General features: G+C 71.4%; 4 protein-coding genes and 1 pseudogene. All 5 read right to left on the reverse strand.

Annotation, left to right across the window (positions count from 1 at the left end; all coding sequences use genetic code 11):
• Window positions 1-902, reverse strand: a pseudogene (locus tag ABZ646_RS11620) (hypothetical protein); the annotation flags it as partial.
• Between the two features lie 31 nt (window positions 903-933).
• Window positions 934-1,182: a Smr/MutS family protein gene (locus tag ABZ646_RS11625; RefSeq protein ID WP_360516238.1), complete on the reverse strand. Its 249-nt coding sequence runs from the start codon at window positions 1,180-1,182 to the stop codon at window positions 934-936.
• 393 nt (window positions 1,183-1,575) lie between these two features.
• Entirely contained in the window at window positions 1,576-2,205 is a 630-nt protein-coding gene (locus ABZ646_RS11630; RefSeq protein WP_360516241.1) for a type VII secretion system-associated protein, read from the reverse strand.
• Window positions 2,186-3,115 (reverse strand): hypothetical protein, encoded by a 930-nt coding sequence (locus ABZ646_RS11635; protein WP_360516244.1) that lies wholly within the window; start codon window positions 3,113-3,115, stop codon window positions 2,186-2,188. Before ABZ646_RS11635 ends, ABZ646_RS11630 begins: the two co-directional genes overlap by 20 nt.
• A gap of 1,634 nt (window positions 3,116-4,749) precedes the next feature.
• Window positions 4,750-13,260 (reverse strand): hypothetical protein, encoded by an 8,511-nt coding sequence (locus ABZ646_RS11640; RefSeq protein ID WP_360516247.1) that lies wholly within the window; start codon window positions 13,258-13,260, stop codon window positions 4,750-4,752.
• Window positions 13,261-13,384 lie beyond the last annotated feature (124 nt).

Raw genomic sequence — 13,384 nt, forward strand, 5'->3', positions numbered from 1 at the left:
GTCTTGCCGGCCATGGAGCTCGTCGTCGCGGCGGGAGCCGTCTGAGCCGTGCTGTTCGGGTGCGCCGCGAGGTACTTGTGGTTGCCAGGGGCCAGGCGCACCTGGGAGCGGAACTCCCGTGGCAGGGCGGCGAGCAGGGCGCCGAGGTCGTCCGAGGGGACGTCAGGACCGTCCGTGGGACCGGGGACGCCGACCAGGACGACCGGGTGGACGGGGTCGGCGGGCACCGCGAAGCACACATCTCCCGGTTGCGGCGGCCGGGCCCCGGGCGGGCGGACGAGCACACCGGCCGGTATCTGCTCGACCACGCATCCCGACGCGGTGCTGACGGGCAGCCGGCCGAGCGCGTCCTGCCAGGCGGGCGCCGGGTGCCGGGGCCCCAGCGGCCGCGGGTCGGTGCCGGGAGCGAACAACTGCCAGCCCTGCGGGGGCGTCGCAGCGTCCGGGGCGAACAGCGAACCACCCGGCACGATCAGCGCGGGGCCGACCGGGGCGACCACCTCCAAATCCCACGCATCGGCGATCCGCCGACCGAGCGCGGGCCGCTGCGTGGTCTTGCTGCCCGCACCCGGCAGCACCAGGCGGACCCTCGCGACGCCGTCCGCCCGGAGGATGTCCAACGTCTCGCTGAGACGCCCCCACAGCGCGGGCGACGCCTCAGCTTCCACACCGACCACCACGGTGGCGATCGGCAGGCCGGTGTCCGCAGCGGCCAGCGTCCGGGCGAGTTCCGCCACCTCTTCAGGTCCCGGCGAGGATGCCGGGGAGGTGCGGATCAGCAACAGCCCGTCGCGCTGGTCCACGACCACGGGCGTCTCGTCACCGCCGGCCGCGGCCGGCTCGTCGGCTGCGGCCTCCGTATCCCGCGCACGGCGGGAGAAGACCATGCCCCATCGCGTCATGCTCTGCCTTCCGGGGAGGGGGTCCGACGGCTCACCTGAAGCGGACCAGAATGCGCCCCTCGTTCGACGGGTCGACCTCGTATCGGACGTAGAGCTTCTTCAGCTGCGGCTGGCCGAGTATCGCCAGGACTCGGGCCCTGAGTTGTCCTCGGCCCTTTCCGGGGATGATCTCCACCAGGTCGGCCTTGGTCGCCGCCGCCTTGAAGATGATCTGGCGGACCGCCCGGTCGATGTCGCGTTCGTTCCTGAAGAGCGGATGCAGGTCCAGGGTGAGCGTCATCGGCTTTCACGGCTCCCGTCGGTACGTCCGGACCGGGGAGTCCGCAGCCGTCTCCGTCCCACCCCAGTCATGACTCGAAGCCTAGTCGACATGCGGCCCGCAGCGCCGCCACCTTGTCCGGTCGGGCAGTCGCAGCTGTACGGAAGGACGGAGAGCGACGGCAGTACCAACTTCCCGCACCACCACAGCTGCGGTCACCCACGCGACCGGCGCGGCAGCGCAGCGAGCGCAAGTCGGAAGCCGGAAGCCGGAAGCCGGAAGCCGGAAGCCGCGGTGAGAATCACGCTGCGCGGCCTTTCAGCAGACAGCCGAGCTCCACACACGGCTACCAACCTCTCCGCGTCCCGGGCGGGTTCGACAGCCCCGTTCAACCGCGAAATCCAACCGCGCCGTTCAGCCACGCCTTGAACGCAACGCGCTCGCCGCGAGGATCTGCGCCACCGGAGCGGACGAGCTGAGAAACAGCACGTCGCACCCTTGCGGCAGCAGGTCAAGGAGTTCGGGCACCGGCATCACCCGGTGTGCGGGCAGCCGGTCCTCCTGCAACCCCGGTGCGGCGGAGAAGACCGGTACAACCACCGTCCCGTCAGGCACCTCGGTCACCACCGGCCGCCCGCCGTCGCCGACGCACACGGCCACCTCGGCCTCCGCAACGGCCGCGACGATCGACTCCTCCGGGCCGTACCCGGTGGCGACCAGCTGCACGGCGGCATCGGCGGGACTGCTCGGGCGGGCCCACCCCAGCGCGTCAGGTGAGGGGCGGTACTCGCTGTTCTTGTCCCACTCGACTATCTCGCCGTGTTCGTCGCTGCGCCAACGGCCCAGCACGGCCCAGGACGGCGGTGCCTCGTCATCGGCACCACGCCAGTGCCTGTCGATGACGGACAGCCAGTGATTCGGTGCCGATCTGGCCGCCGCGACGAAATCGTCCGGCGGTGTCCGAAACCCCGGCTCGCCTCTCAGAGCCCCGGAGGGACCGCCGGTGCCGTCGACGCTGTCAGGATCAGGTGCTGTGCTGTTCACGGGCTGACCTCGAGGTCCATGTGGTCACCGGGCTTGCTGTGCGGCCGCCGATGGGTGTTACGCCAGGCCCCTGGCGTCTGGGCGTCCGGTTCGGGGAGGGCGACGATGTCCAGCGGATCGGACGGGTCGTCCGCCGTCGGATCGAGGGATCCGCTGTAGCTCCAGCCGGGCCGGCCGGTGCGGTCCGAGTACGCCTGCGGCAGTCGGTGCCCCGGTGCCCCGGTGCCCCGAGACCAGACACCAGGAAGACGACCGGTATACCGAGACGCAGCGTGCGCAGCAACGGGCTGAGCTCCAGCAGCGCCAGGAACTCCCGGGACCGCACGGGAACGGCACCCAGCCCGGGCAGGTGCAGCACCAGCCCGCCGGCCGGATCCGTGTCGGTCCACACGATGTGGTACTCCAAAGACTTTCCCGGCGCTGCCCAAGGCGCGACGACCGTCTGCACGTCACCGTCCGCCCCGATCACGCGGACGCGGCGCGCGTTTACTCCGCCCGGCGCCGGCCTGCCGCTCCAGTTGACTCCCTGGGTGTCGCCGTCACGGCTGAGCAGGACCGACGGCGAGAACGCCCCGTTCCACTTGAGGTGGAAGGCACCCAGCACGTCGCGGTCAGCGGTGTCCAGGCCTTCCGCGTTCGCGGCGGCGACCAGGACCGCCAGCGCCTGGCCCCTCGGCCGGTCCCATCGGACGGTGTCGGGCAGGTGGAGCACCGCCCGGCCCAGCGATTCCAGCTCCGCGCGCGACATCCCACCGAGCATCCGGGCCGCCCGTGCCGAGGCCCAGAGCACCCGCGCCTTGTCCTGATCACGCACGGGCGCACCAGGGGGAAGCCTCAGCACCGACCGGACCATGGCTGCGCCCTTGGCCATCTCCGTGAGGACGAACTGCAGGTGCGCGTCCTGGGCCATGGTGCCGAGTCGCTCGTCCGGTTGCTGCTGGATCCGCTACCAGGCGGCACCCAGAACCCGCGCATACGCGGCCTTGTCGGGGGCTCCCGCGGTGAACCGTTGTGCGAAGAACGTCCACATGTCCAGCCGGAACGGCGTGAAGCGTCCCAGCGCCGGATCGTTGGCCCGCAGTCTCTCCAGCGCGCCGATGCCTTCCAGTGCCCCCGCGTAAGCCGCGTCACCCTCCTGCGTTCTCCCGGCGAGACACCGACCGCCGTGTCCAGACCCGCCGCCCCTGCCAGGACGTCCAGTTCCTCGTCCAAAGGCTCCGGGCGGAAGGTCACCATGCGACCTTCCATGCCGTGCTGTGGGCTCGTCATGGCGAGTTCGTCGCGCAGGAACCCCTTCATGCCGGTGGGCGCTGTGAACTGGCGCCTGCTCACATTCGCGACGTGCTGGGCCGGCGGTACGTCTTCCAGTGGGTAGTCCACGTGCGGTGGCGGCCCGGCGGCAATGGGCTCCTGGCTTCCGGAGGCAGGCGTCGCGGACCAGCACACCGTCAGCATTCCCGTGTACTCGGGCGGCAGTTCGGCCAGCTCACGCAGCCCGCCTATGTACCGTCCGCCGTCCTCGGCGCTCAGCCACACCGTCCTCCCTTGGATGACGAGTTCCAGCCTGCCGGGCAGTCCATGGGCGGCGAAGTGGTAGACCATGGGGTCCGGTGGATCCGCCAATTCCACCCGGTTCACCTCCAGGGAGTCGCCCACGTGCACGGTGTGCAGGACCGAGTCCTGTTCCAGGTGATCCCTGAAGCCTCTTTGCTTCCTCCGCAGGCTGTCGTCGTCCGCTATCGAGATGCGGCCCAACCGCTGATGGTTCTTGGCCATCAACGGCAGGGTGTGCACGTCGCTGTCCCGGAACCGCGTGCCGTCCAGCGCCGTCCACTCGCGGTCCAGGCCCGGCGGACTCCGTCACCGAGGAGAACGAGCTCGTGTTGTCGGCCGGGGGTGTCGCCTCCGGGCAGTACTCGGGCCTGGCAAGTTGCTCCATCAGGTCGGCCAGCGAGGTCTGTGGTCCGAACAGCCCGGTGCGGATGCGCTCACCGTCGCGGTGGGCGATCCAGCCGGTCTGCGGCGCGGAGGCGAAGCGGTCGGCGGCCTGCTTCAGTCTGCCGGTGACCGATGCGGCCGGTGCCGTGGTGCCGAGGGAGCCGATGACGTCGACGGTGTACGGCGCGAGCCGGTTGCTGAGGTCGCGGGCCAGCGCGGCGCTGCGCTCGCCGTGGACGATGAGGCGGCGCAGGGGCTGGGCACCGTCGGCCCTTAGGCGGGCCGGGATCTCTTCCGCGAGTTCGCGGCTGTGACCACCCGGCCGCGGATGGTGTACCAGCCGTCCTCTCCCGGGGCACCGAGCACGAGAGTGCGGGCATCCGCGAACTCGGGCAGGCGCTGGGCCGCGGCCAGCTCCGTGTTGTTGTCGGGCAGCGCGTAGCCGGACCTGGTGGTATGCCACGCGGCGCGGACCGCGTCGGCCGGGGTGGCGCCGGACAGGTCCGACCGGTTCTCGGCGGCGGCTGTCGCGGCTTCGCCCTCCTGCCGGGCCTGCTGACCGGACGCCCGGTGGGCCTCGGCGGCGCGGGTGGCCGCCGCGCGGATCTATTCGGCGCGCGCCTCCTCCTCGGGCCCCTGCTCCCGCGCGAGCGCCTGGTGGTCGGTGTGTGCCTGCTCAGCGGCGGCCCGCCGCGGGTGGTCCGGGTCGACCCGCAGGTGTTCCAGATGGTCGGGCATGGTGCCGTCGTAGTGCACGAGGGCGAGGTCGACCGGTTCGCCCACGGCCAGCGCCAGGCCGCGGGCGGCGTGCAGGTAGTCGTCCGCGGAGGCGGTGCCGTCGAGGTCGGCGACCAGGTGCAGCGGCCGGCCGTCCGAGGGGGCCTCGCCCTGCGCGGTCCGGTTCTGCCTCCGTTGGAGGGCCTGGTCACGCATTTGGGCGATGAAGGCGTCACGGGACGCCCGGTCCGCCGGCAACTGTGCCGCGTGCGGGTGCACGACCTGGGACGGGACGAGCGTCTCCGCCGTCCTCACACCGGTCTCCCGTGAGGGCGCCGACGGTGCCCTCTGCAGCGGTGCGGCGGTGCCGCCCGTGCTGCCGGGAGCACGCGAGGGCGGCTGGTTGAGGGCCTCGGGGTCGGCGTCACTGGCGTCGTAGTGGTCGCTGCGGTTGTAGTGGATCTCGATCCGGTGGCCGGCGTCGGCCGGCCCCCGGGTGGTGACCTGTGTCGCGCCTTGGGTCACCACATCGGCGCGTACGCCGAAGGCGTGCGCGAGCAGCGGCAGGAAGACCTCTCCGGCCGGCGTACGCCACCGGGTGTCCCAGTTGTCGACGGCTTCCCGTACGGCGGCGAGTTCCTCCTGGTCCAGTGGGGCCGGGCTGGCCGGGTAGACCGCTCGGAGCAGACGGCGCAGACCGTCGTCCGTCAGTTCCTCCAGGCTAGGCAGCAGGTCACGTGCCTCCAGGAACGCGAACTGGTGACGCGGCGCCAGGTTCGCGGCGGAGGCCGCGGCGGACGCTCGCGCTTCGTCCTCGGTCCCGCCCGAGTTGACGGCCTCGGCCGTGAACGCGGCTGTGAAGAGGTCCGCAAGGTACGCGGGCTCCAGCGCTTCGGGAAGCGAGACACGGTCCACGCCGTGGTAGGTGAGCAGGGCGAGCAGTCCGGCGCGGTCGAGACCGGCGGTCCGGGTCTCGAACGCGGCGGTCTCGGTCCGCCGGAACTGCCCTGTGATCTGCTGAGGCAGAGCGCCGCTCTGAGCGTCCAGATAGTTGAGCACGAAGGAGCGCATGGCCCCGGCGGCGTCCTTGAGCGAGCCGACCGGAAGGATCCCCGCCTCGGAGAGGTTCCGGGCATGCTCAACCAGCTCGGCGCGGACCCTCTCCGGGTCTCCGAGCATGGCGTAGACCTCGGGCTGATCGGCGGCCAGGCCGGGGAGGTGATCCCGTACGTACACCGAGTCGCTTCCCATGAAGGCGTACGGCAGGCATTCGCCCGTGGCCGGAACCTTGACCGGCCTGCCCCGGCCGACAGAGAGCTCCTCCTGCTGCGGCACCTGCTGCACCGTCCGGTCCGGCTGCGGCTTCGGTGTGGCCGCTTGGGAGACGGAAGCCGGGCCGGCCAGCAGGCCGCCGAGTTCGTCTTCGAGGCCGTCGGCCAGCTTGTTGGTGGCCGCGTCGACCGGGAGTGCGCCGTACAGGCCGCCCGGGACCTTCACGCGGATGGTTCCGTGCGGGCCGTTGATCACGGCCGTGACACCGAAGCGGTACTGGCGGTAGGGGCGCACGGCTTCCTTGTTGCGCTCCTCCGTGTCGCCCATGAAGGCGGACCGCTTGCGGCTGTTCAGCCAGTTCTTGATGGTGACCGGCAGCCGGTCGAACATCTGGTGCTCGCCGATCGAACCGCCCATCTCGGGCCCGAGCGAGATGTCCCAGCCGCTCTGCCGCTCCCGCTCGGACTTGGGCTCCTCGTTGTGCTGCTCGTACGTCCGCTGCTTGAGAGGTGTGCCCGCCACCGGGCCGAGTATTTCGGCGCTGTCCAGTTCGATACCCACCGTCACCTGGTGGCTCCCCACCGGGACCTGGTACGTGTGCCTCAGCAGGTCCGTGACGTGCGTGCGGAGCATGTTGCCGCTGGTGAAGTGGCTGTACCGGAGGCCGGCGCGAGTGGTGAAGTTCAGCCCGCCGATCGTCGGTGGCGCGTTCATGTCGAGTTCCGGCGCGGTGCGCCGGCGGACGGCGGTCAGACCGGCCCAGCGCTCGATCGAGGCGGCGGCCGGCACCGACCACGGATGCAGCCCCTCCAGCAGAGCCTGCGGCAGCTCGGGAGCCGTGCGGGCGGTCGGCTCCCAGGTGACCGCGGTCTCGCGCACCCGGGTGAGGTCGATGGCCTGCGCCGGCTGATCGGTCATGACGGTCATGTGCCGGGGTACCAGCAGCCGCACCGAACCGCCCTCCACCAGGGGGCTGTTGCCCTCGGTGCCGTCGCCCGCGTCGTACCACTGGAAGACACCCTGGTCGTGGGACGGCTGTCCGGAGTACAGCTGGGCGATCTTGTCGATGGCCCGGCTTGGCAGGCGGAGGAACTCGGGCAGTTCGGTCGTGGTGCCCAACTCGACGCGGAAAGTCAGGTCGTGGTTGAACTCCTCCGACGCGTCCCGGGGGTTGGCCCGATGGATCGTGACCGTCTTCTCGATGCTCTCGTCGGTCCTCCCGCGCGAGCTGCTGTAACCAGCGCCGCCTTCCACACCGCCGTGCACACCGCCGCCGCCGGCGCGGGCGCGGACGTCCAACCCGCCGCCGTACACCAGGCCGGAGTTCTTGCTCCTGGCCTCCTCATGACTTGCCTCGCCGCGCAGAGTGAGCTTGACGTCGTCGCGCGGTCGCTGGTCGTTCGCGGGGCCCAGGCGGGTGGCGGTGACCTTGACCCACAGATAGCGCGTGGAACCGAGAGGACCGGGGATCGGCAGCCAGCGGCTGACACCCTGCCGCGTCGTCAGGGCGTGCATCTCGGTCTCCAACGCGTCGGAGGAGAACGAGGCGGTCAGGGCGCGATTCAGGAGGTTGGGGCGCGGGGCGGCACCCGGCATCGTCTCGGTGGTGACCACACCATGATTGCGCAGCCGCTCGAAGATCGCGTCGAGCACACCGTCGGCCCGCATCACCTCCGGATGCCCGACCCCCGCGATCAGGTCCGGGGACAGGTAGGTACGGGTGAGCTTCGGGTCCTCCCCGGGCGGGGTGACGACAATCGTCGGGACCGCGTTCAGGGCCGTATTCGCGGCCGCGGGCGGCATCACGTCGGCGAGCCGGCGTTTCGGGACGAGCAGGTCGAGAGCCTTCTCGGCGCTCAGGGACTGCGTCGCCTCCGCGAGTTCCTTGCCCCGCCACCGTCGATAGGTGACCTCGAAGACCGGTGTGCCGCGCAGCGTGTGCACATCTCCGCCGTAGGTCGCCCGGGTGATGTCGATCCGGCCGTTCGTCTCCGCCTTGCCGCTGCCCGTGGTGACGGCGGCAAGGCCATAGCCCTGGACGGTGACACGGCCGCCGGGGCCGCTGTGGTGACCCTTCTCCGCGTCGGATCCGAAGCGGAACTGGGGGCCGCCGGAGCCGGTGATGCCCAGCTCCCACTCGCCGGACTTCTCCTTCTCGTACGCGGCGGCGGCCTGGGAGTAGTGCTCCACCTCGATCTCGCTGCTGGGGCCCAGGTCTTCCGGATCGTCGATGCGGAGCTTGATCTGGAACGCCTCTTTGTACTTGCCGGTCTTCGGCAGCTCCGTCTCATGTCCGTGGGGCCCGCTCATCTCACCGAAACGGGAGGCCAGGATCACCGGATGGGCCAGGTCCAGGATCTCCTCCGGCCATTGGGACGGATCGTGCAGCCAGCTGTCGGGCAGATCGTGCTGCTCGGCGTACATCCGGGCGGCGAGCTGGGCGAGTTCGGGCATCATCTGGAAGGACGGATAGATGCCGTGGGTGCCGGTGCTGAAGTCCAGGGGCCGATCGGCGTTCTGACGGCGCAGCGTGATCCGGGTCCTGCCAGCGTTCGCCGCCTGCTCCGGGGTGACGGGCTGCTTGGGCGCGTGCTCCAGCGGGGTCACGACGCGGGCGATGGCCGGGACCTGGCCGCTGAGGTAGGACGGCTTCCCCTCCTCCGGGGTGACCGTCCACTGGATCGTCATCCGGTAGCGGTCCTCGTGGACCTCACCGGCCGTCTCGGTACGCCGGTAGGCCTTCGCCAGACCGCTGAACTTCTTGGTGTTCTTCCGGCCGTAGCTGGTCAACCCCCTGACAGCCCCGATCGCGAGCCGGAAGGGCGGCGTGGTGACATGCAGCCCGCCGAGGTGGAACTCGTGCTCCGGGACGGACAGTCGGGCGCCCGCGCCGAAAGTGAACTTGCCCTTGGTCCCGCGGCCGCGCTCCCCCGCGACCGTGGCGCCGAAGACGGCCCGGGCGTTGACCTTCATTTTGTACGTCTGGTCCGCCGGGTCCTTTCCCGGCTCGGCGGTACCGGCCAGCGGGTTGGGGTCGTTGATCCGCTCGCCCCACCGCATCTTCGCGGAGACCTTGTAGCGGCGGTCGCCCACCTCGATGCTCCGGTGGATGCCCAACAGCACCTCGTAGGGGTCAAGCGCGGCGCGGCCGTAGAACATCGCCAGGTCGCGGTCCGCGGTCGCCCAGTCGCTCTTCTTTGCCTTACGGGCTCCGACCGCCTTCTCGTGGTGCTGTGCAATGGCTGCCCGGATGTCTCCCTGGAGGGTCTCGGTGCCTGCGAGCGCGATCGGCATGCTGAAGCCGAAGCCCCGCCGGGAGGCCAGCGGAAGCGGTTCACGCGGGTGGGGATTCGGTCGCGGTCCGTCCCCGGAGCCGAGCAGATCGAACCGGTACGGTGACCGGGCGGTGGGCAACCGCCGTACGATGCGCGGTGGGTGCGGTGCCAGCACCTGGTGGCGCGGCGCCTGCGGACCGTCCTCCTTCGGACGCAGGTCCGGGGTCCATCCATCGCCCACCGTGCGCTTGACGAAGTCCGCCGCCTCGCGCTGGGGCACGCTCAGCTCGGACTCCGTGGTGATCTCCACCGGCCCGACGGTGTGCGTGATGGACTCCACCGTCGCCTTCAGGCGAAGTCCGACGCGGTACCGGCTCTGGTCACCGAAGATGTTCAGCACGTGGTGGCTCAGATGCCCGGCGCTCAGCGAATGGCCGGCGCTGCGCTCACTGGTGAGGAGGCCACCGAGGGCGGGCGCGACGCCCTTCACCTCAAACTTGTTCGAATGGACATCCGACTCCTCGTGGCCCGGCCCGGTTACGTTCTCGGGATCGTTGCCGGCCGCCGACGCGTCGGCCGCGCCACCACTGATCCCGGCCGTGTTGTACCCGCCGCCCAGACCCCCCACCGACGCGCCCTTGCTGGTCGCCGTCCGGTTGGTGCCCACGCCGATGTCGTCGCGGCTGCCGACGTTGGTGTCGCCGACGTACTGCAGGCTGTCGACCCAGGCCTGCAGCCGCACATGGCCCTTGAACTTCCGGCCCAGCAGTGAACCGTCCACCTCGACACTGTTCGACGTGTCGCCGGAGGACCACCACTGATAGCGGTTGCGGGCGGTCGGTTCGGTGAGGAAGCCCTTCGACGAGTCCATCTCCAGCCCGTGCATGTACTTCTTCACCGCCGGCGCCGGCAGCCCGGCGGCCAGCAGACTGCGGTGCAGGCCGGCGATCAGCGGCGTCATGTCCACCGCGTTCAGCATCTCCCGCGCCTCCGACGGCCAGTCCGTGCCCGGCCGCTGCGGACGAGGCCCCTCCGGGGCGACCAGATCGGGGCGAGATCCCTGCTCCGCCGAGTACGGCGCCGGCAGATCGACCTGGAGCCGGTCGGGCACCGTCACCCGGTAGCCCTGAGGAGTTGCCTCCTCACCGCCCACGAAGACCCGCATCTCCAGCCCGGCGCTGAAGCGGTTGAAGTCGTTGATGAAGGGCTTGCGGCCGGACAGGACCGTCCGCGCCCAGTTCCACTGCTTGTTCTTCGACGATCCGACGACCACCTGCGGCGCGGCGACCGCGGCGGCCGACGCGGCCGCGCCGGCGCCCAGGTTCAGGGCCGTGAACAACGCCGAGTCCGCACCGTGGCTGGTCTCGTGGCCGCTGTCGCCCCCGGTCTGCGTGGACGCGAATCCGACCGGAAACTCCTTCACCTCCTTCTTCTCCCGCGGTAGGAACGTCAGATCCCGCGGCATCGGCCGCAGCCACACCAGCCGGCCGGCCACGACCAGCGTGCGACCGGCCGCCAGAAGGTCGTCCCAGTGCTTCGGCTCCCGGGTCAGCAGCAGATCCCGTACCGCGTCCCGGATCCCGGCACGCAGCGCGCCCGTCGGATCCTGCGCCGACGCGGGCAGCTCCAGCCGCTCGCTGATCCGCTGCGCCCACAACTCCGCCTGCTCGTCGGTGAACTCGACTGCCTTGGCCGAGTCCGGCACGACGGCCTGCCCCAGCGCGCCGTACTCCAGGTACCACGGCGTACGGTCACCGGGCTCGTCCGGCCCCGTGACCACGACCTTGGGCACCGGGGGCGCGCCGTCCTCCGTCAGAGAAGCCCGGGCCGCATGCCCGCCTGCGGAATCCTCACCGTCACGCTGGGGGCTTTCCGGAGATTCCTGACTGTCGACGGGGGACTGAGCAAATTGTTCGCTCTGTTCGGCCGTCACGGGCTCGGTGCCGGACACGGAGGCCTCCGGCGCGCCGTCCGCCGTGTGGGGCTGCGCGGTATAACGCGCGATGCCGGCCGGGGCCTCCGGGCCGAAGCCCCAGATGACCGGCTCGGACGGGGGCGCGTTGCCGGGCTCCAGGGTGGCTCCGAGGAAACCCAGGGCCGTACCCAGATCGTGCGTGAGCGGGATCCCTCGCCGCTGTCCAGGCACGTTCAGCGCGAAGCCCTCACCCGTGTCAACACGCAGGTCCATACCGTCGGCTCCGTGGCGCACCGGCGTTCCGGCGGCGATCTCCGTGGGCCCGGTCTGGACCGGCTGCCCCACCGGGGCGACGACCATGGGCCGGGGCCGGTCGCCGGAGGCGACCCGGGTGTTCAGCGCGTCGGCCACCTGCCCAGCGAACGAAGGCAGACCGGCTCGTACGTGCTCGCGTCCGGCCTGGCCCGCCAGGAGGACGACCGGCTGGCGGGTTCCCGGCTCCCAGGTGGTCCGCTGCTCGACGTAGTGCGCCACCTCGGCCGCGGTCCGCCAACGGCCGTCCAGGTACATGCGGTTGTCAGCGGCACGGTACTGGCCGCCCACGATGACCGCGTTGTCGCTCGTCGGCAGGAGCGGGGAGGCGTCGTCGCGTGTGGGCAACTCGTGCCGCCCGACGAACCGCGCTCCGGTGAAGCCGCCGTTCAGAACGGGCTCCGGGGCCGGAGCGTGGACCATCCGCCCTTGCGTGGCGGCCTGCCGCTGCTCGTCCCAGCGGGCGGCCTCGGCGCGGGCGGCCTGCGCGGCGGCCTCGTCGGCGGCCGCTCGCCGCAGCACGGCCTCAGGGGCCCTACCGCCTTCTGCCTGTGCCTGCCGTACTGCCTCGGCCGAAGCCTGCGCGGCCGAGGCGGTCTCCTGGACACGCTGCTCGTTCCAGTCCGCGACCATCCGGTACAGCTCGTCCAGCGTCTGCCGTGCCTCGGTGATCGGGTCCCCATGAGGAGCCTGACGGGCGCGCCGGGGGGCAGGGAGTCCGGACGTGGCGGGCTTGGCCGTAAGGGAATCGGACGATGCGGAGGTTGCGGGCTTCGCCGTGGTGCCCGCCTCACGGGTCAAGGGCGCTCGTCCGGCACCCGCCGTCGGCTGCTCGCGCGTCTCGCGCCGGGGGGTTGTGGCACCGGCCTCCCGCTTCCCCATCACCGGCTTGACCGTCGCCGCCTCGTCGGTCCGAGTGTCGGTGCTGGTCCGGGCCGCCTCGGAGGTTGACGCCTTCGCCGACGCAGCGCCGGGACGCGGCGCCTCCACCGGGCCGCTGCCGAGCCGGTGGCCCTGGCCCCGGAAGTTGTCCTCCCCTTCGGGCTTTGGCGTCGGCTCCTGGAACTCCTGGGCCTTCTTCCCGTCGAGTCGGCGACCCTCACCCGGGAACCGTGTACCGGCTGCCGGCGCGGCGGTCCGGACGCTGGTTGTTCCCGTATTGCGGTACCCCGCGTCGGGGATGGCGGGCTGCCCGGCCTGTACCGGGTCGGACACGGGTGTCTGGGGGACGGGGGTACGGCCCTCGGGGAGAGCGGAGACGAAGGCCGTCGGGCTGCCGTCGGGCCGCTCGTGGGTGTGGATCCGGGCCGGTTCACCGTCCGTCGCCGGGGTGACCGACACGTCAGCCTCGGGAAGGTGGACCCCCAGCCCCGTGGCCTGACGGATCCGCTGGGCCGCCGCCGTCAGCGTCTCCCGGTCGGCAGCGGGGGAACACGACGTCAGCACGATGTCCGTCGCATCCGCGGGCATCTCGTTGGCGATCAGCGCCGACAACCCGTCCGGGTCGACAACGACGGTCCTGTCGTCCGCGGTCGCGCCCCTGAACCGTCCACCGGGCTCGCCGTGCGACCCCCACACCACCACCCTCGCGTCCGCCGCCACCGGCAGCCGGCGCTGTGTGCTCACCAGCCGGCCGTCGCCGTCGCGCCACCACTGCGTGTACTCCCGCAGCCCCGCCGCGTCCCGGTACGCGTCCCGGCGCAGGGCCGCCTCCTCACGGGTGAACGACGTGAGCCCGGAAAGCCGCCCC

This window comes from Streptomyces sp. NPDC007162, from assembly GCF_040634175.1.
Classification (GTDB): Bacteria; Actinomycetota; Actinomycetes; order Streptomycetales; family Streptomycetaceae; genus Streptomyces.

Bases quoted from the DNA above. Each gene is read 5' to 3' on its own strand.
- ABZ646_RS11625 (WP_360516238.1), bottom strand. From the start codon at position 1,182: ATGACGCTCACCCTGGACCTGCATCCGCTCTTCAGGAACGAACGCGAC.
- ABZ646_RS11635 (WP_360516244.1), bottom strand. From the start codon at position 3,115: ATGGCCCAGGACGCGCACCTGCAGTTCGTCCTCACGGAGATGGCCAAG.